Raw genomic sequence first — 25,469 nt, forward strand, 5'->3', positions numbered from 1 at the left:
GTGCTAAAGTGAGCGCCTAACGCCAGCCATAAGGACAACAGTCATGGGGGAGCAACCATCATCGGCCGACACGCCGTTGTGGGCGGTCGTTGAGCTAGACCAATTTCGTACCCCTGAGCAGACCCAGGCGAGCCAGTGGCGACGCTCGTTTCGTTCGGCTTCGACGTGGCTGGTAGGCAAAAACAGCGCTGAGCAGCAGGTAAAAGAAGAGCATGAACTGCGTGCGTTGCCCGAGGTTAGGCTAGCGCATTTAGTGCCGCCCATCGATTGGGCGCCCGCCGCAAGGGCTTTGGCGCAGCAGCTAAAAGGCCAGCAAGCGCTGGTTACGTTTTTTATTACCCCGCCGCACAGCGGCCATGTTTCTGTGGTGAGTCAGTGGGCGGAACAGCACCACTTTGCCTGTTTGCCGCCACCCACGCTCAGCGAGCTTGCCGAAGGCGACACTCAGTGGGTAGAGCGTTGTGCCAATCAACGCGAGTGGGCTGTTCCCGCATTAGAACGCTACTTTTTACGCCACACTCAGGGTATTCAGGGCGTACGTGAATTTCTTGAGCGCGCCTTAAGTGGCCGCTTGGGGCAGGGTGTGATTGGCTGTGACAGCTGGGCGTATGCCTACCTACAAGAAGTGGTCGGTATCGAGGGCGCGCCGGTGTTTACCCTTCAATCCATGGAGGGCGAACAGCTGTCGCAGTACTTTGCGAAGATTGCGACCCATGAGGGGCAGTCTCCGTTGGTCTACAGCACGCGAACCGGTAAGCCAGTATTGACTGAATCAGCAACCCAGCATGGCGACAAAGCCCCTAACAAAGAGCTACAGCGCTTAGCTGCTCACTGTCGTGGTCATATAGGTCTTGCTTGGCACTACTGGCGCGAGCGGCTGCGTGAGCCAACAGCAGACGATGAAGAGGCGCTGTGGCTGGTCGATGCCCTCGCCGAGGCAGAACTCTCCACAGATACCGGGGATATCGCCACGCTGGTGCTGCATGCGTTATTGGTTCATGGCGGTCTGGATGACCACTCCCTCGGGAAGGTGTTGCCGTTTTCACACCACGAGGCACTCAATGCCCGGTTAGCTTTGCAGCGCAAAGGGATTGTTTCAAGCAGCGAAGGGCGTTGGCAGATCACACCGTTAAGCTACGCGAGCGTTCGCCAGCTATTGGAATCGCGCAATTATCTGGTTGATCCCCTTTAAGTCGCCGCGCTAACAGCGACAGGCCTGCGGAGGGCACCCATGGACGAACAACAAAAGTACGCACGATTGTTTAACGATATCGATAGCCAAGCGATGATTACCCTTGGGGTGGTGGTGCTATCGACCATTGTGCTGATTATTGTCAGCCAGCGGGGGCTTAACTGGCTGGCCACTCGGTTACACGGGCAAGTGCGTTTCCGCATTTTTGCCTTGGTGCCTCTAACGCGCCTACTGATTTTGATTACTGCACTGGCCATCATCGTACCGATTATTATCGAGCCATCGCTACGTAATATGGTCACGTTGCTGGGAGCACTTGGCTTAGCCATTGGTTTTGCCATGAAGGACTACGTAAGCAGCTTGATTGCGGGTGTTGTTTCGGCGATTGAACTGCCTTATCGCCCTGGGGACTGGGTTAATATTGAAGGCACTTACGGCGAGGTTAAGCACGTCGGTTTGCGCACGGTAGATATTCAGACGCCCGACGATGATTTAGTCGCCGTGCCGCACTTAAAGTTGTGGGATCACGCCGTTTACAACGCTAATAATGGCGGTACCAGCCTGCAGTGCGTGGCGAGTTTTTACCTTCACCCCGAGCACGAAGCAGGCTGGGTACGTAAAGCGCTGCGCGATGTGGCGTTAACCAGCGCCTATCTGAAGTTCGATAAGCCAATTATTGTGGTGGCCGAAGAGAAACCCTGGGGCACCCACTACCGCATACGCGCTTACCCGGTGGATCCGCGCCAGCAGTTTTTGTTTATTACCGATCTAACTGTGCGCGGTAAAACAGTGCTGAGTGCCGCAGGCGTACAGTCAGCGATGTTGCCACCGGATGCTGCCCTGGATGCACGCAACGCGGCAGAATCTTCTTACTAACAGGCCTTAGGCGTCTGTAGACTCGGGCAGCTCACCGCTGTGATAGACGTTTTGCACATCGTCCAGTTCGTTGAGCATGCCTAGGAATTTTTCGAACATCGCTACATCATCGCCTTCCACCGGGGTGGTGGTTTGCGGCAGGAACTGAATCTCGTCTGCCTCAAAGTCAATCTCACCGAAGGCATCTAATAATGCCTGTTTGGCTTTGGCGTAGTCGGTATGTGGGGCAAAAACGGTGATCCGCTCACCCTCTTGCTCAATATCGGTGACATCCACATCGGCTTCCATTAATGCTTCAAGCACGGCCTCTTCATCGCTTCCGGCGAAGGAAAAAATCGCGCAGTGATCGAACATATGGCTAACGCTGCCGGGGGTACCGATTTTGCTCTTGGTTTTGGTAAAGCAGCCGCGCACATCGCCAAAGGTACGGTTGGGGTTGTCGGTAAGGCAGTCGACAATCACCATCACATTGCCAGGGCCGAAGCCTTCGTAACGGGCTGCGGAGAAATCTTCGCCACCGGCACCACTGGCTTTGTCGAGTGCTTTATCGATCACGTGAGAAGGTACCTGGTCTTTCTTGGCCCGTTCCATTAAACCGCGCAGCGCCAGATTGCCATTGGGGTCAGTGCCGCCCGCTTTAGCGCAAACGTAAATCTCGCGTCCATATTTGCTGTAGACCTTGGTCTTGGCATCGGCCGTTTTGGCCATGGATTCCTTACGGTTCTGAAAAGCCCTACCCATGTTGCCGTCCTATGTTTTCTATACGCCCCGCGCTGGGCGTCGGGGCGGTTGTTTTAAAAAAGAGAAAAAGTGCAAAGAAAAAAGTGAGAAAGCAAATTTTACCCAACAGCGTACCATGCTAACAGCGTTATTTAAGGCGCTTGCCGAAGTGTTGCTTGGCTTGGCGTATACTGGCCGCCAGACGCCACATCGTGAATCTTGACCATCAAGGAGGAACAGGCATGCCGTTGACACTTTGGCTATCACTCGCCGCGATTTGTGCCATGGGGGCTATGTCGCCGGGGCCGAGTTTGGCACTGGTGCTACGCCATACGTTAGGCGGCGGGCGTTTTGCTGGGGTGACCGCGGCCATCTTCCATGCCTTTGGGGTGGGCTTCTATGCGCTATTGACCGTTTGGGGCCTAGGCGCGTTAATCGCCGGTTTTCCGCTGCTGTTCCAACTGCTTACCTGGTGCGGTGCGGCTTATTTGGCGTGGCTAGGGGTTAAAGCGCTGCGCGCCGGCAAAGCGGGGGCCTTAGAACCTAATGCGATTGTGACTAGCCGGGGCCAGGCCGCCAAAGAGGGCGTACTGGTGGCATTAGGCAACCCGAAGCTGATCCTGTTTTTTGTCGCGCTGCTAAGCCAGTTTGTGACCCCCGAAATGAGTGGCCTGGCCAAAGCGATCATTGTGTTAACGGCGATGATTATTGACGGGGGGTGGTACGTGCTGGTTGCTGTGGTGCTTTCTCATTCACACATTCTGCCCTGGCTGCAACAGCGTGCCCACTGGATAAACCGCATTACCGGGGTGCTGTTAATCGCGCTGGCGTTACGCGTGGTGGCTGGACCACTGGTGTAAAAAGCATAGCCGTGGCATGGTGATACCCATGCCGTTTGGGGTTTTGTAGGGCGAAGTGATGCAAATTTACGACCAAGACTATCATATAGATTTATAGCTACAGCATGAGACATAAATATATTCTTAAGTGTATGAATTATATAAGTTATTATATATCCGTTTGTCGCAGAGTGTTTTTGGTGTTGCCGTGCATCTTAGAAAATATGGGGTACCATTGGGGTACAGAGCGTGTAATATTCCCAAAATGTTCCATATGATAGTCCACAGGTTCTAAGGGGTACGGCGATGGGTAAACTGACAGCAACGCAGATCAAAAATCTAAAAGCAGATGAGAAAGACTATCGAATACACGATGGGAATGGTTTGTATTTACTTGTACGCAAGACGGGAACGAAAACGTTTTTGCATCGCATCAGAAAGCCGAAAGATACATTTCACAAAATCGGAGCATTTCCAGCAGTATCGTTAGCTGAAGCACGTTCATTCGTAGCTGCTAAACAGATCAGAAAAGATCAAGTTGAATCAGCAATTGATCGTATTGATGAGAAATTCAGTGATGTAGCGGAGAAATGGTTCGATAGTATTCGAGCGAATTACTCTGACGAACATAATAGAAAGATACGTGTATCGTTAGTAAATGACATATATCCTTACATCGGGAATAAACATATAGCTGCTGTCACATCGAAAGACGTTTACTTATTATTGCGCCCACTTGAAGAACGCGGCGCGCCCACTATGGCAGTTAAAGTGAAGGGCTGGTTACATTCAATATTTAAGTATGCTATCCGTAATTTAAATTGTGAAACAGACCCGACTTTATCAGTTGATGTAGCACGACCACCAATCCAACATTCAACAGCGCTGAATGATGCACAGTTGAAAAGATTGTTTGATGAGTTCGAAAATTCAACTGTGCAGCATCGCACAAAAATAGCGAATCGATTGTTAGTATTAACAATGTTGCGTACTTCTGAACTATTCAAAACGAAATATAGCGATATCGATTTTGACAAGAAAATTTTAGTGGTTGGGCCTGAGCGCATGAAGCGTAAAATAGGCCACGTCGTACCATTGTCTGAATATGCAATCGAGCTGTTTAATGAAATGAGACAATACTCAGGTGATAGTGAATATGTCTTTCCACATCCGACAGATAAAAATAAAAATATGAGTTTGACAACTGTATATGCTGCTGTATTAGTAACACGACCTTGGTTGCGTGATTTAAAATTTAGCCCACATGGATACCGCGCAACATCCAGCACGATGTTAAACCAATGGGGTTATCGTTCAGATATAATTGAAAAGCAGTTAGCACATCAGTCGCAAAATAAAGTAAGAGCAACTTACAACCATGCAGATTATCTTGATGAACGCCGTGTAATGTTGCAAGTCTGGAGCGATTACATTCAAGACATAGTGAACAAAGCAACAGTAAAATAATTTCTTGATAGAAGCCCTAACAGAAAATGCCCCTTTTAAGGGGCATTTTCATTTGTAAGTATCCACTATTATAACCATCCACTAAATTTGACAACGATACTCTTACGCAGCTTTACGACTATTGATGTACTCTATAACATCGTCCTTATTGAAACGTTTTCCGAAACCAAATTCATAAATTTTCGGGAATTCGTCATCAGTTCTTACAAGACGATAAATTGTCGACCTGTGAACAGCGAGTAAATTAGCTGTTTGGCTAACAGTTATTAATTTTATGTCTTTATCCATTTGTCCCTCATTATTGGTTCTGAATGTCTAAGTTGTCTCACTGTGTCGCTAAGTGATGCGTCAGTTATACCAGCAAAAATTTAAGCGTCAATAGCTCTATTTTAAGTAAAAATTAGTTCCGCCGAAAGTTTGTTAAATAGCTCCATAGTCTGGAGCTTTCAATAATGAATAAGAATATATGAAAATTTGAAAAAAACTGCTGGTATAGATCAATCACTTACCAAAACGGAAGTCGTGATATTCGATAATGATTCTCAAACGATGATCTATCATGAAGTCATCGAGACGAAATTGAATAAAATAGACGCGCTGGACAGCTTCAAGCGTGTGGTAGAAATTGCATCACGCATAGAATTTCTGTGTGACCTGTACAGCGTGTCATCAGTACGCATTGAAGGGCTTAGTTATGGTAGCGTCGGACAAGCAACAAGGACGCTAGCAGGGCTTCACTACGTCATCATTGATCGATTGATGCGCGGTAGTATAGATGTTGCGGTAATAGCACCTACAGCGCTCAAGAAAGCGGCTACGGGCAGCGGTAGAGCTGACAAACAACAGATGCTTGAAGCAGTACCAAAAGATGATCGTGAACAATTGTCAAAATACGGGAAAACTAAAGGTCGTTTCGATCTTGCTGATGCATATCACCTTGCTTCATTACCATTCTAATATTAATATCAAACATGTGATTGAAATTAATTCATAAATTCAGGGTGAGCACATGGCTAGTGTATTAAGCAATTATATGGAAAAAGAAAAGCTGTTGAAGCAGCTTCAAGAAGAGCTTCATGCGCTTGAAAATAACAAAGAACTGAAGCAAGAATTAGAATTTAAAGACCGCCTAACAGCGCTGATGACTGAGTATGGAAAGGTTTCGCGTGATGTGTGTGAAATGCTTGATCCGACTTACACTGCATCAAAGGGCGGTAAGAAAGCTACAAGCGCTGATGATGGGCGCAAAAAACGTACCTTGAAAGTGTACAAAAACCCGCATACTGGTGAAGTTGTTGAAACGCGGGGTGGTAATAACAAGACTATCCAGCACTGGAAGGCCGAGCATGGTAATGATGAAGTTGTATCCTGGGTTGTAGATGAAAAGCCTTAATAGCTAGATGAGAATGCCCCTTAATTGGGGCATTTTCCGTTTTTCATTAGGGGTAAGCAACGTGATACCTAAATACAGTATAGGCATTATCAAATTCTTTAGGAATGAAGAGTTTTTGGATGATTTGATAAAAGGTATGTTCTATTGTAATACACCTGAATTTTATCGCCTTTCTAAAGATGAAGGAGTGTCTGACCTTCATGAATCATGTATGCATTCTTACCGTAAGGGGCGTGACGAATTTCCACCCGAAATAATAATAAATGGAATAAAATTAACCGGTCTATCTTTAACTGCTACAACAATTCAGGTAGGCGGGCAAAAGGATAAATGGTTGCATTGCTGGTTTACACTTGACATAGTGGATAACCCTGAGTATTTAAGAACCTTAATTCAAGATGTCAATAAGATAAGAAATGAATTTGGTAGTAATTATGCATTTATCTTAAAGAAAGATATTCCTGAATTAGTTAAAAGATTGGGCACAAAAACAGACCTAGAAATAAATTATGGGAAAGTTAAATATTCAACAAATAGAACAGACTGGGGATATGCTTGCAAATCTGATGTTTATGAATATCAGCGAGAATTTAGGTTTTTATTAGGAGAGTGTGAGCATACAAACATAGAATGTAAGAAGGTAATATACGAAGAAGGTTTTGAAGACATAGTTCATAAAAATAAAAAGATAAGTTTAACTGATAAAGAAAGTAATATTGTCCAGTTCTTTTTAAGTAAAGATGAATGCTATAGTTGTGAAGATTATGACTAATTTTAAAGTAATAAGGAACAAGGGGAGTTTATGGGTAATTGCTATGGATTTATATGTTTAGTACCATTTGAAGAAAACTCTACCAAATTCTTTGGGTTCTCTGAACTTTTAGCTGGTCTTGCTCTGATGGTGTTAGCGTGGACAACTGCTGACGCACGTTATAAATTTCGAATCAATACAGCGCCGTTACCACTTCAGGGAATCACATTTACAGTAGTTGGAGCCGTAGGGATTTTAACACTATTAACAGACTTGTGGCGAGCAGAGCAATGGTATGTGCTGGAAGATGTTTACGTAACATCTTCAGTATGGCAAGCAATACTAGGGAGTCTGTTTTTAACAACATTTCTAACTTGGGCATGGTTCGCGTTTATTCGCCCACCGATATATGGCAAGCGAAATTGCAAGCGTTACGCAAAGACACTCTATAGAGCAATTCTTAAAGGAGACCCAATCGAACTAGCCATTATTGCAGATGAGTTGACATATTCGGCAGAATCTTTAATTCACTATGCTACGAATAAAGACGAATATGCACGTTTTAAAAGAATCAAAAAAGAGAAATATTCATCGTTGAAAACTAAACCACATCAAGTTATAACTGTTGCTGATGATATTTTACTTTTGATTGGGGATAAGAGATTTTGTCATGCCATTGTTGAATCATCACCAGTTACAGCATTAGCATTTTTTGAGCAGATTGGCGATACTAAGAAGTATGGTGTAAATATAAGGATTTTTGCACGAAATATACTAAATGAGGCATTGTTAAATAAAAATTCTTTTCTATACCATGAAGCCGAAGTTTATGAATCAGGTTTAATTGGTTATCACAAACCATTAAGCCAAGCTATGTTTTCAAATCATAAAATGGTTGAAAGGATTGGAACACTTTTAGACCCGAATCCATGGAGTAGCGATAAATGGGGTTCTGATCAATGGAAGTGTTATTGTCGTATTACCCTTATGACTTTAACAGACTATGTAGAAAATAGTTTTTGGGATCATTCAACAGTGCTTTATAGTGCTAAAATGCACATTGAAAGTGCTACATCAGATTTATACAAAGTTAATGGTGTTACAAATATATCTTGGCATGACAATACATTGTCGTGTTTGCGTGTTGTTGTACATTTCATTAAAGATGCAGTAAAAATTCTAGATCAGAGAGGTGTTCCAGAGTACTTAGTTTTACGAATTCGAGAAGAATACAGAAATGAAACATTCTATGATTATCTAGCCGAAATGATTTATAACGTTATTCATTCGGCTTCAATGGTACGATCACCTGTAAGCCAATGTTGGTGGATACAGCATAATTCGGTATGGGGCGAATTCTTTAACCTTATGAAAATGAATGGAGAAGCTGGAAAAATAGTTAGATTTAAAGTTCGTCGTTTAATTTATAATGAGATTTTACAAATGAAAGAATTTCCAAACTTTAAGGGGGCTAGGATTTTAGGGTTTTGCTTGAATGTGCTAGGGCTTACAGTGAAAGAGCAGAATATTTTTCAAGAAGGCAAAGCTCTTCATAAAGCAGTATTGTCATGGACGAAGAAAAATTATGCATGGTTACATTCTTACAATCCAAATGTTGCTGAGGCTTGTTTAGTCGAAGGTTTTACCTATGATGAAGTTAATAGAAGGATAGTTAAAACGTATCCTGCTGAAGGCTTAAGACGTGAGCCAAAGCATGTATACTTTTATGTTGATGCCCATGAGAGTGACGATTATAGAAAAAGAGTGCCAAGCATGTCCAGTATCTTAAAACGATGGGCTTCCCAGGTTCGTTCATCGACCAAATAAATTAGGTCTGTCGGCATTTCTGCGTACGTGAGCCATAGTTCTACGGTATCATTGGGTGTTAGCCCAATTTTTGCGCGTTGATTTTGCGACCTAATATCAAACTGTACGTAGTAGCTTAAGTCTTATGCTTGACGTAGTGAGTAAGTGAATCTTTTCAAAAGCTTGGAATTATTCATAGACACCACAACACATCAGAATTGATATTTCAGCATAGTAGAATTTGGGCAAATGAAAATGCCCCATCATTAGGGCATCGCCTTAAACTATAGTGGTTAATCAGAATGAACCATCATCAAGAAATAGAAGCTCCTCTTCAATATTATGAGTAAGTACTTGGCAATCGGTTATTAAGTGATTTATAGAATCAGCAGATAAATTTATTCGTTCACCATCTTTATCAATACCTGCCCTATGTACGCAATGATGCCTAAGTGATACAGCTTTAGCGAGCCATTCTATATTACCAAAATCGATACCTAATACATCTTTGAACATCGGCTTGACTTTGTCAACTTTATGGAATATCACATCTTTTAGATGCATAGCAACAGTTACTTTAATGTTTTCATGTTTCTCGTAAACCTCTTTAAGAGTAAATTTAGTTTTCGAAAACACTGGGTCAGATTCGACAAGCTTTCTAATAAATAGATCAGAGTTGGTAACCGTTTGAATAAATGTAGATGCTAAATACGCTTCTAAAGAAGCAACTGTATGAGCATGGGACATAACAAGTAGGCTAAAATAAGCCTCATTATCAGTTTCAACATTTAAAAGATTTTTAATGTTTCTTACTTCTTTCAGAAACGTACCATGAGGCGATTTAGAATTTAAATACCATTCATACTCTGACCTGTAATAATCCTCCATGTCATGAAGTTCTCTTCTTTCATGATAATCATGGTACTCTTGAACAGCTTTTTCCCATTCTGGTGAACCTTCTTCCCCTGCATCTTCACCAATATTTTCTTCTATCCATTCTACCATTTCCTCATCTTGCCAAGCTTGCATCATTGCTTCTTTTGCTCTCCCCATTACAGCCTCCTGAATAATTAGTGTCATTTTTTAAAACCATAGCATAATAGGTTTAACCCTGCTGCGAACATTCGTTGATTTTGTATTAGATGCATCTTTGAATTTTTGCTGCTGACTAGCATCATAGGTACTAGTTTTGGGTGGGGCTGCTACGTTCTTTCATCTATCATTTAAGCAAAGTCAGTCAGCATTTTTGCGTTGTTAAATCACACCACTTTAATGGCAGAGGTGAGAAATAATTTTGCTCGTTGTTTTTGTGAATGGATATCAAACCGAACGTAATTAACACCTCCGTGAGATTGCCGGAGCAGGTGATCATTTTTTTCTAATTTTGGCCGTTATCCATCGACATTCCTCAGGGGATGAGCCTACGGCATATCGCCCGGCTCCTGACGCGAGCCCCCTCAAAATTTCTCGCACACTACGTCGCAATAAAACGATTCAGGATGTCAAGCTAGCCTAACTTTTCTTATCTCGACTAAGGCTGGGGGAATTACCTGAACATTTCATCTTTGCATCGACAATTAACACGCTCGCCTTCTTGCCAACATTGACGCTGACGCCCGATCTCATAAGCGGGCATGACGTGATCCCACTCGATGCGGCTTKCCCGTATAGGCTGTTTGCGTATCTCGTAGCCACACGATTCAAGCTCAGGGCCTGATTCAAAATCAAACGTACACCTGCAGTAAAACGACCCGGTTTGATCATGGTAAACCTGCTGCTCAGCTAGTCGCTTAGCAGACCTAAAGGTGGATGGGGAAGAAGCGTTCACACTAAAGCTTGTAACAAGAAGCAAACTGACCGAAAAAGTGAACACTGGTCTAGTCAGTAAAAAGGGGTTTATCGTATAAGATTTTGATATTTAAAGACTTTTGCACTTAACTGCCAGATTTATTGCCATCAAGCAACGCCCCGAAACCCTAGCGGACTTAAGAACGAGAGACAGACATGTACGTTTTTGTTAAGCTCAATCGAATCAGTAAGCATGTGCTTATTGCGGTTACCAACACGGGAATTGAATGAAATGTGAAGGAACCTAACCAAGCTAGCTATGGTAATTCTTTTCCAAGCATGGGAACGAAGCAAATCGTATGGAAAAAATTAATTTTTCTTTACACCGTACCTGATTATGAGCTGTCGAAAGAATTTCCTTTACCTTGATACCTGATTTAACAATAGAGTTTCCGCTGACATCAGTAACATTTTCGATCTCAGAAAATGCCTAGCAAAGCTCGGGAGAGGAGCTTGATAGCGATATTTACTATGTTATCGAAACTGCCAGTAAAAATTGTTTTAGCTTGAAGGCCCTAAAGCACAGCTTCGTATGCATGTATCACCATGGAGATATTCTGTACGACAGCCATCAATTAATTTGGGGCATGTCTTTATCCCATTAAAAGATAATTAAATCAAAACTATATATGGCTCTAAGGGGCTCATGAGGGAACTGAAGTATGGAATTCGTCAAGGCACTACTGAGCGGCCCCACAGGAATGGAGTTTATTCTGCGTGCTGTCGACGCTGGTACAGTAACAGACATATTTTTTGTACTGATCGCGGGTTTCTTCATAACAGCGCTGGTCTGTTACAAGAAGGATAAATTAAGAAGCCTAACCCACTATACACCTAACCTTCTTACCTCGTTGGGGATGTTAGGTACCTTTACAGGTATCGTCATAGGCTTATTGCATTTTGACCCTGAAGATATCGATGGAAGCATAAGCTTACTGCTCGGTGGGTTGCAGACAGCCTTTATGACCAGTCTTTTTGGTATGGCAATGACCATATTTTACAAAATCATTACCGGTCTTCCCTGGCTACAGCCAAAGGTAGATTTTGCTAGTGGCCCGGACGAAATCGGCCCAGAGCACATCCATCAGTTACTGCGCGAACAGAACGAAAATCTCTCCAAACTGCATCATGCGATTGCCGGTGATGACAGCGATACGTTGACAGGACAGATTAGGCTTCTTCGGCAGCATCAGGACGATAATCAGAAAGCGCTTGTAAAAGAGACTAGCCGTCAGACCGAGGCCACCGAAGCACTCGGTAAATATGCTGAAGTCCAACGTGAACGTTTTGATGACTTCGCTCGCGAGCTTTCGACACAAATGCATGACTTTGCTGAGATGATGTCAAAATCCGCGACTGAACAAGTAATTAATGCCCTCAAAGAAGTCATTCAAGACTTCAACAATCAGCTGACCGAACAGTTCGGCGAGAACTTTAAAGCCTTGGATGCCTCTGTGAAGTCTCTGGTCGAATGGMAAGAAAACTACCGCCAGCAACTAGGTGAGATGCGTGACCAGTATGCTCAGGGKGTTACCGCCATTACACAGACAGAAGCCAGTGTGACAGTCATCAGTGAAAAGTCTAAGGCCATTCCTGAAACTATGAGTGGCCTCGAAACGTTACTCACCGCCACTCAACGTCAACTTGACGACCTTGAGTCGCATCTGGCCGCCTTCAAAGATATGCGTGACCGCGCTGTTGAAGCTGTGCCGGAGATTCGTCGACAGGTTGAGGAAACTGTCAGCGAAATAAATCAAGCCGCTAAGAGTGCTGCCCAGGAGTTGGTGACTGGAAGTGCCAGCATGAAGGACGAACTTCTTCAAGGTAGCGCGCGTATTAATGAGGAAATGATTGAAGGCGCAAGCGGCCTAAATGAGCGTTACAACCGTGTGCATGAATCCTTACAAGGAACCTCTGACCAGCTTTCGACACAGTCTGAGCAGATTGCCAGACATTTCCGTGAGACTCACGAGGAAGTGAACAGTCATGTCAGAAACCTTGTCGAGCAGCTTACACAAAGTAGCGAGCAGATGGGGAGCCGCATGCAAGAAGGCTCAGAGCGCATTGAAATGAAGATGCAAGAAGGTGCCGATGGAATTGGTAAACGCTTCAGTGATATGCAGGGCACTCTGGAAGGGAATTCCAACACCCTTAAAGACGGTGCCAAACATCTGAGCGAAGAATACCGCAAGGGAATTGAAAGCGCTGAAAAGCAGGTTAAAACGCTGATTGAGCAGATTACCCAGGAACACAATCAGATGACTCGTACATTGAGTGAGGCAAGCGAGGAAACTCAAGATCATCTGCGTAAGACGCAGACTTCAACCAGTGAAGCTCTTGAGCTCCTGCAGACCCAACATCGCAAGGCGCTAGAAGATGCTAGCCAACAGTACCAAACACAGCTCAGCAACGCATATCAGCAGGTTGAAGCAGCCATGAAACAAGCGGTGAATCGTACAGGCGAGCATATTAATGCCCAAATGGAACGAATCGATGAAAGCATGCAGCAAGAGCTTCAGCGCGTTATGACAGAAATGGGTAGTGCACTGGGTCAGATTAGCGGTCGCTTCACACAAGACTATCAGAAGCTTACTAACGAAATGCAGCAGGTGGTGCAGTCCTCTAAATCTGGGGCTAACTGATGAGTCGTATAAATGCACTTTTCGGGCGTGGTAGTGCAGCTGGTAATGAAGAAGAGCATCATTGGCTTAGCGTCTCCGACCTTATGGCCGGTCTGATGATGGTATTTCTTTTGATCTCGATTGCTTTGATGCGTCATGCTCTTGAAGAGCGTGATCGCGTCACTGCTGTGGCTGAGGCTTATCAGGAAACCCAGGTAGCGATATATCAGGCCTTGATGGATGAGTTTGCCAATGACCTCGAAACCTGGGAGGCAGAAATTAATGCCGACACACTGGCACTGACCTTTAAGTCACCAGAGGTGCTATTTGCCACTGGCTCAGCACGTTTGCGCTCTCGATTTGAGAGTATTTTGAGCGATTTTTACCCACGTTATCTAGGAGTGCTCACGCCATTTCAAGAGTTCATTGATGAAGTACGTATAGAAGGGCATACCTCTAGCCTTTGGAACAGTAGTGTGAGCGAGGATGAGGCTTATTTCAGTAATATGCAGCTTTCCCAAGACCGGACTCGTTCAGTACTGAGCTATCTTTATCGATTACCAGAAACTCAGTCACAGAAAGCTTGGGTTAAGCAGACCACTGCTGCCGTAGGATTCTCCTCCTCGCACTTAGTCATGAACGATGCAGGCCAAGAAGATCATGAACGCTCCCGCAGGGTCAGCTTCCGCATCCTGACCAATGCAGAAAGCCAAATTCGTGAAATACTTTCTGAGACGGATTCATGAAGTTTGAGATTGACCTCAGTGCTTTGCGCGCTGCCGCCAGCCGCATGGGCCCACCTGTAGAGGTTGAGCCATTTGATTTCCACAGTGCTAATCCACCATTAGCAAGGAAAGAGATCAAAGAAACTACCACACCTCCTCCAGAACTTGAGATTCCTGAGGGTGGAGTAGAACTCACAGACCTAGGCCAATTAGTCACCGAGAACAACCTGTTGACCTGGCAGGGKCAGCAAGTGCTGCTTTACATCCAGGATCACCGCTCACGCTTTGATGCCGCCCGTTTAGATGGAGCAAAAGGAAATAGGGKGCATATTTCCTTTTGTAAAACACTTGAAGAAATGCGTGACTCTGGACGCTTCGAGCGCTACGTGGTTACGCGAGATCATAGTGAATTTTTCCGTATTACCGGACGAAGTCATGGTTGGCATGAAGAATCCGATACCACTGATCTAAGGGTCTGTAAGCATTGTCTACGCAAGCTAAACTTCGAGGGGTATGCTGTTCCAGGTAACCAAGTAGCCTTCTCAGAATTTTCTTTCGTGAAGTTCTTTGAGCAGTATGAATCATTCTTTCCTTATCACCCCTCGCGTGAGACGGGGGCAGCGGAAAACTACACACAAGACTGGCAAAACGTCTCTCGTAATTTTCGAGAATCACGACAACACACTTGCGAAAATTGTGATGTTGACCTCTCTAGACACCAGTACCTTCTACATACACACCACATCAATGGCGTGCGAAGTGACAATGCTGAGCTAAATTTGATAGCTTTATGCGCTGACTGCCATAGCAAGCAGCCTAATCATCACCATATGGTTGTATCACATAGCATGCGTCAGGAGATTGCGCATCTGCGTCACGTTCAACAAAAAGCTAATGTTGAGGAGTGGCAAAAAGTCTTCAACTTGGCTGACCCCGGCCTTAATGGTTTGCTTTTCCATCTCAAAACACTAAGTGCTCCTTTGCCCAAGGTAGGGCTCGATATTAAAGACGAGAACGAGACTGTAGTAGCTAATATCGAACTGGCTTGGCCTAGTTTCCAAATAGGAATTGCCATTAGTGGGGAAGATGCAATAGCTGCGAAGGCTCATAATTGGCGTATCTATAATGTCGAAAGAAGTCTCGATCAACCTGAAAAACTTGTCTCTCTATTAAGGCGGCAGACCAGAGCGTAATAAACTTCGCGGTCTTCCAGAACCGCCATTGTATTGCGTAGTACCGCAAGGATGCTACTGATCTGGTCGATGGCGGAATCTTGGTGGCTCAGCAGAATTTATGCGCAGCACCCGCTTCTCGCCACGCTGGTAAGCCTTATTTATTATCTGCTATTCATCAGGTGTGAGTGCGATAAAGAGACTTAATATGACGGATTGCTAAATTGGAAGATATGCGCTCATTCTATAAGAGAATTTATAATAAGTTACTTAATGTCAGGTGCCCTTAACGAGGATTTTTCAAGGGCGTTGTTTATTGTTTTTACCTTTGTCTATAATGCTGTAAAAATACTTTAATATGTTGTCGGGTTGATAAAAAATAAGGTGTGGCAGAGTTTTATTATGAAGTTTTTATCAATGTTTGACAGATCAATAAATATATTCGAAAATCTAAAAAGTGGTAGTCAAAAACTCTGAGAGCTATACATATATGATATTTGAAAATCCTTTCGGGTTGGACAGAATTTATCGGTGTGATATACGCCTTGAACCAAATGCATTCGTAAGTGAATACTACAATCTTAGTAACGGATTTCTGGAAACAAATGATAAGTTAACATCCCTATGGGAAAAGCTTTGCAAAAGAAAAAAATTAGAGTTAATTAAAATCCAAAAATTAGACCCAGCTATTGGAGGTGATTTAAATAAATATATTCAAATAAAATATCTAGAAGAAATGGCAGCTTCTGCTGAAGGTGAATCGGAAACTCTTAGATTACTATATCAAGACATATGCAGAATAACTGTAATTCATAAAGAAAATATAAAGAATATGCCTTATATTGCAGATGCATTCAAAGGCAAAAAAATAAAGCTTGCTAATGGTAATCCAGACTTTAGAGCAATAATGAGAATATATAAAAAAGAGTTTGGGCAAGAGGTTAAGTATACAATAATGCCTTTGTCTTTAATAATATTAGAGATATTGGAGCGTGAGAAGAAGTCTATTTCGCCTATAATATCTACATTAGAGACTGGGTTAGCTTTAGAATATAAAGTATCCAACATATACAGAGCATTAGGGTACTCTGTGGACTTTACATCCCTATCAGGAGACTTTGGTATCGACGTTATTGTAACATCGAACAAGGGAAAGTTTGGTGTTCAGTGCAAACATCACGCTTCAAATGTAGGTGTAGACGCCGTTATGCAAGCACATTCAGGCGCCAGATATCACGACTGTCTACATGGTGTAGTGGTAACGACAACAGGATTTACAGTAGCAGCCAAGGAAATGGCAGAAAAACTCGGAGTGGAACTGTTAGTTTTAGCCTAAAGTAAACCACCAACGTTTGCTGAAGGGATTTCAATACTAGTGGCTACACCGGCACGGCTATCGTACTTATCCGATTAAGCGAGGAAGCATAACCATGCACTCCCAATGAGCTCGTGACTTTCTTCTATCTAACAGCATCGTATGGGTATACCTGAGAGAACACACCCCTTGAGTAGGTATAGCTGTATTCATATATGTGCATTTACAACCCATAAGACTACATGTATTATGAATACACTCAAATGAATACATTGATGCTTGGAGATGAACATATGGCAGAGTCGATATTTATTCGCGCTTATCTCCGAGCCTCAACTGATGATCAGAATGCGAGCCGTGCTCGTGCAACGTTAAATTCTTTCATCGAGGAGAAAGGATTCAAGGTGGCGGCGTGGTATACAGAAAATGCTAGTGGTACCAAGGTCGACCGTACCGAACTCTCACGCTTGATTGATGATGCACAGTATGGCGATGTTTTGCTTGTAGAACAGGTCGACCGCCTTACCCGCTTAACAAAACCTGATTGGAACCGGCTTAAAGGGGCGATTCAGAGTGCTGGGTTGCGTGTGGTGTCACTAGACTTGCCAACAAGCCATGCAGCACTGCGGATGTCTAACAGTGACGACTTCACTGGTCGAATGCTTGATKCTGTCAATTCGATGCTAATGGATATGCTTGCTGCAGTAGCTCATAAAGATTGGGAAGATCGTCGCCGTCGCCAACGCGAGGGAATAGAGCAAGCAAAGCGGGAAGGGCGTTACAAAGGTCGTCCTGTAAACGATGCTCTTCATTCACGGATTAAAGAGCTTCGTCTACATGGGCTGAGTATTCGCAAGACAGCTGAAATTGTCGGATGTGGTGTAAGTACTGTTCAAAGAGCTGAAAAGCGTAGCAGTCAGCCCTGAAACTATTATTATGAACTTTCCAGAGCCATTATTTAATCGAAATACAATTCGGACTAAGGTTTGTTCATACATTGGCCTATCGGGAGGAAAAATTAACACAGGGAGCTATTCCTCTCATGGCTCTGAAGTTAATGAATTGTGGAAATTACACGCAAAGAGTTTAAGCAATTGATTTTAAATATATTTCTGGTGCGTTAATAAAGATTGTATACGGCTGATTTTTCACTTTAATCGATCAGAAGAGGTAGCTATTCTTTGACTTAACCATCAACGTCAGCCGCTTATCCAGATAAAATGAAGAATTTTGAATTTTTACATGGCTTACGCTTTGTTAGCGGGCAATATATCTGGGAGTGCTACAACGATATCCCTTGGCATGGGCCTAGCGAATAGGAAACCTTGCAGCAAATCGCAGTTACGACGGACTAAATCCTGCTGCTGCTCGCGCTCTTCAATGCCTTCTGCCACCACGACCAAGTCCATGTGGTGGGCCATGGTGATAATTCCCTGCACGATAGCGGCATTATTGCGGCTGGTTGCTATGTCTTTGATGAAGGCTCGGTCGAGCTTTACTTTGTGAATAGGCAGGTCGCGCAGATAGCTCAAGCTTGAAAAGCCTGTTCCGAAGTCGTCTAGAGCTACCTTAATGCCCATCGACTTAAGCTCGTTGATCAACTCTATGGCCTGTCCGGCACCGTCTAACAACACGCTCTCGGTCACTTCAAATTCAAGAAACTCAGGGGGTAGCCCTGTCTCGGCTAATACCAGTTGGACTTCTTTTAGAAAACCCTCACGTCGAAACTGAAGTGATGAAATATTGACGGCTACCGGCACCACCCGCTCGTGTGAGGCAATCATAGCGGCAACATCTTGGCAGGCGCGACGTAGTACCCAGCGGCCTAATGGGATAATTTGGCCCGTTCGTTCAGCCAGCGGTATGAATACCCCTGGCGAAATCATTCCTTTCTCAGGGTGATGCCAACGGATTAGCGCCTCCAAGCCACGGATACGGCCGCTTACTGCCTCCACGATGGGCTGATAATACAGCTCGAACTGCTCCTGCTGCAGTGCTGTATGCAGGTTATGGCGAAGTAGTACGGCCTCTTCAGTGATCCGTTGCACGTCTCCCTGATACCAATTCCAGGTATTTCGACCCTGTTGCTTGGCGACTTCCATCGCCAAACCAGCGCGCTGCAATAGCTCATGGGCGTGTTCAACGACACCGCAAGTGCAGGCAATGCCAATGCTGGCACTGATATGTAACGACTTGCCATCAATTTTGAAAGGCAGTGTGAATGCGTCCAGGACACGTTCAGCTAACACATTGCCTGATGGACGACTATCCAGGTTGGCAAACACCAAAGCGAATTCATCGCCGGTTAGCCGGGCCAAGGTATCGCTCGGCTCGATTAGAAGCTGAAGGCGCTCTGCTACCTCTATCAGCAATAAATTACCGATGTGATGCCCCAATCCATCATTAACCGTCTTGAAGTCATCCAAACCAAGGTGCATAACCACTAGCATGCCTTGCGACTGTTGGGCGTGCTCGAAGGCTTCCTCCAGACGTTCATCCAGCTCAGTGCGATTAAGTAAGCCAGTCAGTAGGTCATGAGTCGTCTGGTAGGCGAGTTGTGCTTCCTGTTCGCGTTGCTGGGTGATGTCCTGCTGGATGCCAATATAGTGGGTGCAAACGCCTTGTTCATCGAATACCGGGCTGAGCGACAAATAATTCCAGAAGGACGTTCCATCCTTGCGGTAATTGAGTAACGGTGTTTCAACCGACTCCCGATTGGCAATCGCCTGGCGAACAGCCAGGACTGCTTGCCGATCTGTGTCTGGCCCCTGCAAGAACCGACAGTTGCGGCCCAACGCTTCCTCTTGGTTATAGCCAGTTAGGCGGTAAAAGGCATCGTTGGCATAGATCAGCGGCATTTCTGGCTTGCTGGCATCTGCCATGAGCACCCCATTAGGTGTCGCCTGAATGCCTCGTTCCAGCAAATGTCGAGACCCCTCTGCCCGTTTAAGTGCCGTAATATCTTTGCAAATACCATAGACACCGACAATTTCACCATCAACAGACACGGGGAAATTAAGAACTTCGAGATAATAGGCATATCCATCGTGGTGTCTGCCCATGGTCTCGTATTGGCGATAACCGCCTCGCTTGGCGATATCAAAACTAGCCTGGGTGAGTGTCTGATAATCAGGTTCAATAAACTCATTAAAGTGACTCCCGATTAGCGCTTCTGCCGGGTAGCCAGTAATGCGCGACAATGCAGCGTTACCGCGTTGGAATCGCCCTTCTAAATCAAACTCATAAACACCGTCAGGGTGATTCACAAACAGCGAGCGGTGCCATTCCGACAAACTGCGGTGATGACTTGAGTCGCGATCGCGGACGATAGCTAACGCGACGAGCGAAGCCGCCAAGTGCAAAAGATCTTCACTCGTTTCGCTAGGGCAGTAGGGCTGTCGGAAGTAAGTGCCGAAAGTACCCAATAACTCGCCAGTGGCCGTCATCACTGGGCTTGACCAGCAGGCGCGCAACTCTTCTTGGKCTGCGGCATCGCGAAACGCCAGCCAGCGAGAATCCGTGCGAATGTCTTCAGTAATTACCTGTTCCTGCCGGTAGGCCGCGCAGCCAAAGGGGGCCGAACTTGGACCGATAGGCACTTCTTTCAGTTGATTCTGATAACGTCTAGAGAAGCGCAGGCTAGGGKAGAGGCTTAGCGACTGACGAGCCGGGTTGAAGCGCATGAAAGCTACAATGGCATCAGGCAACTTAATTTCAATCCAACTGGCGATGGCATCCAGCGTTTGACCGAGAGGCGCTTGTTGAGCAATCAGCTCATGCACCTTGTGTTGAGCCTCCATCATCGAGCGTTCGTTAAGCATGGCAGCGTCCCCGTGCGATCTATACTAATAGATAGCCTGTTAAAAATTTTGAAGAGAGTGGACTAGTTGCCTGATGCTAGCAAGGCGGTATTGTTAGAGCGCACTGCAAGTACAAAACGTTACGTATCTAGTGATTGTTCTGACAATTAAAGTCTATATAGTCTCATGCATAATAGAAAATACCTATGCCCTTGATATAGGTGAATAATTATCAATACCATTTTCGCAGGTATTATTAATGGCGGCTCCAATCCTGTAMGAAAACCCATCAGCAAGCGTGATTCGATCGCTGCTTCAACACACTCATGAGTTATCTATATATTCCAAGGACATGCCCTATGCCATAAAGGCAGAAGTTATTGAATTGAACCTAGGTACCGGCAGCATGATGCTGGAAGTGGAGTACGCTGGATCAGATATCGAGTGCTATGTAGCCACCGGCAACCTGAGTTTTGACTTGGAGGCGTTGAAAGGGGCCCACAGCAATGAGCGTGAAACTTACAGTCTCAGTAATGTTGCCGCTAAGTTGCTCCAGATAGACAGTACGTTGTATCGCTTAGAGTGCCAGCTACCCGAATCCGTTTTCGTTAAGGAGAACCGAGGCGCCGTTCGTATCCCGTTCATTCTGGGCATGCAGACCCGAGTTGGCATCGAAGTTTATCTGAATGAACTCAACGTGCCAGGCAGGCTTAGAAATCTGTCTATTGGTGGTTGCATGGTCGATATTGACCTGGCTGACAGCATTGCAATTGGCGTAGATCAGGAAATTCCTGGGGTTACGCTGGAGTTTCCTAACGGCGATAGTTTTTTTGCCGAAGGCAAAATCCGTCATATACGCCCCTTCGGTAACCACGGCTATGCGGCCGTCGGTATTCAGTTCATCAACTTGTCGATGCCTCAGACTGAATCACTGTTTAACTACGTGAATGAGTCAGAAAGAGAGGCTGCCTACCGTACCGGCACGAACGACAAAATGGTTAATCACTCCTCCCTATTTATTCCGGGTGCCAAGGAGAAGAAAATCCAACATCGAGAAGCTCAGGAACGTGATAAACGCTCTCGCCAGTCGCCTATGGAACGGGGTGTGATGGACGTGTCTCATCAGCTGCAAGTGGGGTTGATGTACATGAAAACGCGACAGCTGTTCCCAGCCGAGATTTTTTACGATTGCGTTGATACTTTGCGCTACCTAGTGGAACAGGATCGTAAGACGTTTCTCTATGCCCTCGCATTTTTACGCGATGAGCCAGACTGGGTCAGACACGCCGTACAGGKCGCCGGGCAGCTGGCTGACATGCTTCTGACCCGCGACCCACATAACCCTCAAGTGCGGGAGGCAGTGCTAGGTGCCTTACTGCATACCATGGGCAAGCCTTTGTTGATCAGCGCGAAGCTGCCGTCGCTCAAGGTCAACATGAATCCCACCCAAAAAGCGATTCTTAGCGGACATGTGGCGGCGCTGCACGAAAAGATTGGTGAGCTTGGTTGGGAACCAAGCCCCACTTGTCGCGATGTTATCAATAACGCTAACGAACGCCTGGATGGCTCCGGTTACCCGGCTGGTAAGCGTGGCGACCAGCTATCGGATCTGGTGCGACTAGTGTCGGTGATCAAGGCGATTAATAAACTACTCCATGCGCGTAACGGGGAATCTCCACGCCCACCGCTAGATGCTTACCGCAGGATTCATGAGACGGACACGGTTTACGACAAAACTGTGTTAGTGGAGTACATCCAAATTTATGGCTTGTACCCGATTGGCAATTTGGCCAAGTTCTCGGGTGGCTTCCTTGCCTGGGTCATGGACATCAACGGCAAGGGCATGCCCTGCCAAGTTAACGTGGTCAAAAACCTACGTTTCCCTGATACCAACATCAACAGTGTTATCACCCAAAATGACTTGCCGCAGATCGGCAAGCTAGAAGGCATCGTTAACCCTGCAGATTACGGGGTGAAGGTGCTGAAAATCTAGAAGTAGTACTAGGCGCTAAAGTCAGTATGGATAATAACAATGTCTTTGGCGCTTCACCTGAAGACCTTTTGATACAGTCGGAAACCGACCTGTACATTGTTTAGCTTAACCAATATCAGGGTAGCACGTCTCATCACAGCATAAGACGACGACCATGAAAAGCGATTTTCAGGTGGGTAGGTTATCAGCATTTTGAAGAAACTGTATAGCTCGGCCTATACCCTTAGGCATTACTTGGACTTTCAAATATTGAGATTCTATGTGCAAAGTACCATTCTCTCTGTAATACATTGAAGTCAGCAATCAAGCTATGACGTAGTCAACAGCTTGATAAGGAATAAGTGAGCAGGAATGGCAGCAATCGGGGTGGTGTAATCTGTTCATCTATAAAGGCCATATAATAACGACCTTAAAGCGCAGTATCATTGTTGCGCTTTTAGATTGATATTATTCGCTTTTTAGACGAACAGCTTGTCCCCATGGTGCCGGTACCTTGCCGTCTTCCGTAATCACCCACAGCAACGGTAAGCTCGAAGTTATATCGGGTAAACGTCCATAGCCATCGGTAAAGAACAGAAGGCATTCTGGCATTACGTCGTTGGCTCGTTCGAACACAGGGCGAAAGTCGGTACCTCCACCACCCCGCAGCGTAAGTCCATCGCCATTATCACTACCGATTTCTTGCAGCTCCTGTACGTGATTAATGACACGTTCCCGCTGAATGTCTGCATCACACTCGATCAAGTGTATTTCTACGTGCTCAACACTAGTAAGCAGAGCTTGCAGCTCAGCGATAAACATTGGCAACTGACGTTGTGTACTACCACTGGTGTCTATTGCCAACATGAGGGATAAAGCCTTGCCCTGTCGTCCAGGTAGGTAGAGCCCATGTGCAAGATAGCGGCGATTGATTCGACTCCAGGTTAGCTGACATCCGCTGCGGTGTAGAAAAAAGTCGTGAAGAGCCGTTCGCCAGTCAACCCGTGGCTTAGTGATATTTTTCACTATCAGTTCTAACCCTGCGGGTATCGATCCCCATGATGTCTGCTTCGCTTCCTGCAATATCATCTCATGCCAGCGCTGGGTAATCTGACGTGCTACCTCAGTATCGACCCGAAGTGGTGCAAAACCTGGATCAATCACTAAAACCTTGTTACCGCCATCCATAGTGGCGGGTGCAAACAGTTCTTCCCCGTGAATATCAAACGGCGAATCAATGTCGGGACGAGGATGCTTTAGCAACCATTGGTAGATCGTCTCAGCATTACGACCTGCCTGTGCCGGGTAGAACACAGCATCTGATGGCATCGATAGTCCGTCGAGCATCAAGCGGTAATTAGCTTCCGCATCGACGGCTAGATTCCAGCACAGTCGATCACGACCGTACTGACGCATGAAATGCCCCAATAACACATGATAGAGCTCATGCCCCATTACGAAACGACGAAGTGCTGATGAGCATTGAGCCGCAAAGTGGGCATTTACGAAAACATTGACCCCATCGGTGCATGCTGTAGGCACTCGGGAATCCACGACCATTACCAGTTTTAGCCGCATCACAAGCTTTGCTGTGAACGGATAAGTAATCAGCCAGTCACGAATTTCCTGGCGCCATACAGTGTGTTGGTGTGCCTTTGTCGCCTGTTCTTCCGCAGTCGGTTCACGGATAGAAAGGGCTTCTTGTGATGACTTCATCATGATTGCTGCCCTGATCCGTTGACTGCTTCTTGGGAGGCTTGGCGCGCACGGGCGGTAGCGAAGCGACCTTGAGGTAAGCCAAGGTTGGCTTCTGAAGTGATATGTTCCATCGGTACGCCATGTTGTTTAAGCCAACCCTCAAAATCAGGGTGTGCAAACACGCGCTCGGCACGGTTATCGGCACTGGTTTCATCGTTTACTCGAAGCACATCCATCAACATCAATGTGGCTAGGTCGCTGGAAAGCTGTGAACTGATTTCGAAGAAAACTGATAGGCGTTGTTCTTGCAGGTTGGCGTCGTCTTTCCATAGATAGCTTGCCAACGACGTGCAGAAGGTTAGCTGCTGATCAATACGCTCAGGAATCGCGACAGCGATTTCACCACGCAACATCGCTGGAATATCGAAACGGTGATGGTTCATCTGACGAAAAGCTATGAACTCTGTACATGCTGACTCGCCGACAAGTCCAGCAATCATCAATCGTTGTATAACATCATCAAACTCAATATTTGTCTTGAGCAATGAAGACACCCGTTCCCACGAGCGTGGCGAGGGCCACCCACGTTGGCAGTTTGTATCATTCGTCAGTAGGTACTCAGGTTTAAAGCGTAGAAATGCCACTACATCCGTATGCAGTCCTTTAGAGACCGCATAAGCGCCCCAAGTCTCAATATCAGGCTTCATTTCTAAATGCAGCAAGCGATTAGCAAGTGCTGAAGACAAAGGTACAGAAACAGCACGATCTTCTGCGCGGTTACCTGCTCCCATTACTAGCCAGCCCTCAGGAAGGGTATAAATATCTCCCAAGCGACGATCAAGCAGCAACTCGTAAGCTGCCACTTGCAATGAGCGATCTGCCGCCGAGAGTTCGTCAAAGAGCAAAATACCCCGACTATCGGGATCGCTTGGCCATGAGCTCGCTACCAGCCATTTCACACTATCTCCATCGGGCACCGGGATGCCGCGCATATCCACCGGTTCCATCTGGGAAAGGCGTACATCAATGAAGTGAATGTCTAACTGTTGACAGAGCTCACGCACTACCTGACTTTTGCCGATACCGGGGGGGCCCCACAGCATAATTGGTGCAATTTGCTGAGTTGAACAGGGAGACGACCACAGCTGCTGGAGCTGAGCCTCAATGATACGACGGGCTTGAAAAGGACTGGTGGCAAGCGACATAGCGTCTCCTTAATGGTGTGACCCCTGTAGAGTAATGGGCTCACACGACGCCACTTGTCGCTTTCGCTA

20 protein-coding genes are annotated in these 25,469 nt (G+C 45.7%); 14 read left to right on the forward strand and 6 right to left on the reverse strand.

The window, feature by feature from the left end:
• Positions 1 to 43 precede the first annotated feature (43 nt).
• Both HALO_RS06940 and HALO_RS06945 read left to right on the forward strand, forming a co-directional pair.
• Positions 44 to 1,192, forward strand: coding sequence for a hypothetical protein (locus tag HALO_RS06940; RefSeq protein WP_035584802.1), 1,149 nt, complete (start codon positions 44 to 46; stop codon positions 1,190 to 1,192).
• 39 nt (positions 1,193 to 1,231) lie between these two features.
• The gene (locus tag HALO_RS06945; RefSeq protein WP_035584799.1) at positions 1,232 to 2,068 is read left to right on the forward strand and encodes a mechanosensitive ion channel family protein; all 837 of its coding nucleotides are present in this window, start codon (positions 1,232 to 1,234) and stop codon (positions 2,066 to 2,068) included.
• Positions 2,069 to 2,074: 6 nt separating this feature from the next.
• Here the strand turns inward: HALO_RS06945 and HALO_RS06950 are convergent, their stop codons facing one another.
• Entirely contained in the window at positions 2,075 to 2,809 is a 735-nt protein-coding gene (locus tag HALO_RS06950) for a YebC/PmpR family DNA-binding transcriptional regulator (protein WP_035584796.1), read from the reverse strand.
• Positions 2,810 to 3,030: 221 nt separating this feature from the next.
• Between HALO_RS06950 and HALO_RS06955 the strand changes: the two genes are divergently transcribed.
• Together HALO_RS06955 and HALO_RS06960 are read left to right on the forward strand one after the other, a co-directional pair.
• Positions 3,031 to 3,648 (forward strand): LysE family translocator, encoded by a 618-nt coding sequence (locus HALO_RS06955; protein ID WP_172821660.1) that lies wholly within the window; start codon positions 3,031 to 3,033, stop codon positions 3,646 to 3,648.
• 285 nt (positions 3,649 to 3,933) lie between these two features.
• Positions 3,934 to 5,094 (forward strand): tyrosine-type recombinase/integrase, encoded by a 1,161-nt coding sequence (locus HALO_RS06960; RefSeq protein WP_050713226.1) that lies wholly within the window; start codon positions 3,934 to 3,936, stop codon positions 5,092 to 5,094.
• Between the two features lie 102 nt (positions 5,095 to 5,196).
• Here HALO_RS06960 and HALO_RS06965 read toward each other — a convergent pair whose 3' ends face one another.
• Positions 5,197 to 5,382 carry a helix-turn-helix transcriptional regulator gene (locus HALO_RS06965; RefSeq protein ID WP_050713227.1) on the reverse strand — a complete coding sequence of 62 codons (186 nt, stop codon included), beginning with the start codon at positions 5,380 to 5,382 and terminating at the stop codon, positions 5,197 to 5,199.
• 186 nt (positions 5,383 to 5,568) lie between these two features.
• Here HALO_RS06965 and HALO_RS06970 point away from each other — a divergent pair, with 186 nt between their 5' ends.
• The 4 genes from HALO_RS06970 to HALO_RS23305 all read left to right on the forward strand — a co-directional run bounded on the left by HALO_RS06970 (position 5,569) and on the right by HALO_RS23305 (position 9,065).
• A complete protein-coding gene (locus HALO_RS06970; RefSeq protein WP_157693154.1) occupies positions 5,569 to 6,051 on the forward strand; it encodes a crossover junction endodeoxyribonuclease RuvC in 483 nt (160 codons plus the stop codon).
• 52 nt (positions 6,052 to 6,103) lie between these two features.
• Positions 6,104 to 6,487, forward strand: coding sequence for a histone-like nucleoid-structuring protein, MvaT/MvaU family (locus HALO_RS06975; RefSeq protein ID WP_050713229.1), 384 nt, complete (start codon positions 6,104 to 6,106; stop codon positions 6,485 to 6,487).
• Between the two features lie 61 nt (positions 6,488 to 6,548).
• A complete protein-coding gene (locus HALO_RS06980; protein WP_157693155.1) occupies positions 6,549 to 7,259 on the forward strand; it encodes a hypothetical protein in 711 nt (236 codons plus the stop codon).
• A 30-nt stretch (positions 7,260 to 7,289) separates the two neighbouring features.
• Positions 7,290 to 9,065, forward strand: a complete 1,776-nt coding sequence (locus HALO_RS23305; RefSeq protein ID WP_197671980.1) for a hypothetical protein — start codon at positions 7,290 to 7,292, stop codon at positions 9,063 to 9,065.
• 276 nt (positions 9,066 to 9,341) lie between these two features.
• Here HALO_RS23305 and HALO_RS06990 read toward each other — a convergent pair whose 3' ends face one another.
• Positions 9,342 to 10,124: a hypothetical protein gene (locus tag HALO_RS06990; RefSeq protein WP_157693156.1), complete on the reverse strand. Its 783-nt coding sequence runs from the start codon at positions 10,122 to 10,124 to the stop codon at positions 9,342 to 9,344.
• A gap of 1,430 nt (positions 10,125 to 11,554) precedes the next feature.
• Between HALO_RS06990 and HALO_RS06995 the strand changes: the two genes are divergently transcribed.
• The 5 genes from HALO_RS06995 (at position 11,555) to HALO_RS07015 (ending at position 17,651) form a co-directional block, all read left to right on the forward strand.
• Complete coding sequence (locus HALO_RS06995; RefSeq protein WP_050713232.1) at positions 11,555 to 13,534, forward strand: hypothetical protein; 1,980 nt, start codon at positions 11,555 to 11,557, stop codon at positions 13,532 to 13,534.
• Positions 13,534 to 14,259 (forward strand): OmpA/MotB family protein, encoded by a 726-nt coding sequence (locus HALO_RS07000; protein ID WP_050713233.1) that lies wholly within the window; start codon positions 13,534 to 13,536, stop codon positions 14,257 to 14,259. The genes HALO_RS06995 and HALO_RS07000 overlap by 1 nt, the downstream gene beginning before the upstream one ends.
• Positions 14,256 to 15,431, forward strand: coding sequence for an HNH endonuclease (locus HALO_RS07005; protein ID WP_050713234.1), 1,176 nt, complete (start codon positions 14,256 to 14,258; stop codon positions 15,429 to 15,431). The genes HALO_RS07000 and HALO_RS07005 overlap by 4 nt, the downstream gene beginning before the upstream one ends.
• Positions 15,432 to 15,900: 469 nt before the next feature.
• A complete protein-coding gene (locus tag HALO_RS07010) occupies positions 15,901 to 16,746 on the forward strand; it encodes a restriction endonuclease (protein ID WP_050713235.1) in 846 nt (281 codons plus the stop codon).
• Positions 16,747 to 16,988: 242 nt separating this feature from the next.
• Positions 16,989 to 17,651, forward strand: a complete 663-nt coding sequence (locus HALO_RS07015) for a recombinase family protein (RefSeq protein WP_231896818.1) — start codon at positions 16,989 to 16,991, stop codon at positions 17,649 to 17,651.
• 321 nt (positions 17,652 to 17,972) lie between these two features.
• Here the strand turns inward: HALO_RS07015 and HALO_RS07020 are convergent, their stop codons facing one another.
• On the reverse strand, positions 17,973 to 20,546 hold the full coding sequence (locus HALO_RS07020; RefSeq protein ID WP_050713236.1) for a bifunctional diguanylate cyclase/phosphodiesterase: 2,574 nt from the start codon (positions 20,544 to 20,546) through the stop codon (positions 17,973 to 17,975).
• Between the two features lie 331 nt (positions 20,547 to 20,877).
• Here HALO_RS07020 and HALO_RS07025 point away from each other — a divergent pair, with 331 nt between their 5' ends.
• On the forward strand, positions 20,878 to 22,518 hold the full coding sequence (locus HALO_RS07025; protein WP_231896819.1) for a PilZ domain-containing protein: 1,641 nt from the start codon (positions 20,878 to 20,880) through the stop codon (positions 22,516 to 22,518).
• 447 nt (positions 22,519 to 22,965) lie between these two features.
• Here HALO_RS07025 and HALO_RS07030 read toward each other — a convergent pair whose 3' ends face one another.
• On the reverse strand, positions 22,966 to 24,216 hold the full coding sequence (locus HALO_RS07030) for a vWA domain-containing protein (protein ID WP_050713238.1): 1,251 nt from the start codon (positions 24,214 to 24,216) through the stop codon (positions 22,966 to 22,968).
• The gene (locus HALO_RS07035; RefSeq protein WP_050713239.1) at positions 24,213 to 25,400 is read right to left on the reverse strand and encodes an AAA family ATPase; all 1,188 of its coding nucleotides are present in this window, start codon (positions 25,398 to 25,400) and stop codon (positions 24,213 to 24,215) included. Before HALO_RS07035 ends, HALO_RS07030 begins: the two co-directional genes overlap by 4 nt.
• Positions 25,401 to 25,469 lie beyond the last annotated feature (69 nt).

The organism is Halomonas sp. R57-5, from assembly GCF_900070345.1.
GTDB lineage: Bacteria > Pseudomonadota > Gammaproteobacteria > Pseudomonadales > Halomonadaceae > Vreelandella > Vreelandella ventosae_B.

Bases quoted from the DNA above. Each gene is read 5' to 3' on its own strand.
- HALO_RS07035 (WP_050713239.1), bottom strand. From the start codon at position 25,400: ATGTCGCTTGCCACCAGTCCTTTTCAAGCCCGTCGTATCATTGAGGCT.
- HALO_RS06940 (WP_035584802.1), top strand. From the start codon at position 44: ATGGGGGAGCAACCATCATCGGCCGACACGCCGTTGTGGGCGGTCGTT.
- HALO_RS06960 (WP_050713226.1), top strand. From the start codon at position 3,934: ATGGGTAAACTGACAGCAACGCAGATCAAAAATCTAAAAGCAGATGAG.
- HALO_RS06945 (WP_035584799.1), top strand. From the start codon at position 1,232: ATGGACGAACAACAAAAGTACGCACGATTGTTTAACGATATCGATAGC.
- HALO_RS06955 (WP_172821660.1), top strand. From the start codon at position 3,031: ATGCCGTTGACACTTTGGCTATCACTCGCCGCGATTTGTGCCATGGGG.
- HALO_RS23305 (WP_197671980.1), top strand. From the start codon at position 7,290: ATGGGTAATTGCTATGGATTTATATGTTTAGTACCATTTGAAGAAAAC.
- HALO_RS06975 (WP_050713229.1), top strand. From the start codon at position 6,104: ATGGCTAGTGTATTAAGCAATTATATGGAAAAAGAAAAGCTGTTGAAG.
- HALO_RS06950 (WP_035584796.1), bottom strand. From the start codon at position 2,809: ATGGGTAGGGCTTTTCAGAACCGTAAGGAATCCATGGCCAAAACGGCC.
- HALO_RS07000 (WP_050713233.1), top strand. From the start codon at position 13,534: ATGAGTCGTATAAATGCACTTTTCGGGCGTGGTAGTGCAGCTGGTAAT.
- HALO_RS06990 (WP_157693156.1), bottom strand. From the start codon at position 10,124: ATGACACTAATTATTCAGGAGGCTGTAATGGGGAGAGCAAAAGAAGCA.
- HALO_RS07010 (WP_050713235.1), top strand. From the start codon at position 15,901: ATGATATTTGAAAATCCTTTCGGGTTGGACAGAATTTATCGGTGTGAT.
- HALO_RS07030 (WP_050713238.1), bottom strand. From the start codon at position 24,216: ATGATGAAGTCATCACAAGAAGCCCTTTCTATCCGTGAACCGACTGCG.
- HALO_RS06965 (WP_050713227.1), bottom strand. From the start codon at position 5,382: ATGGATAAAGACATAAAATTAATAACTGTTAGCCAAACAGCTAATTTA.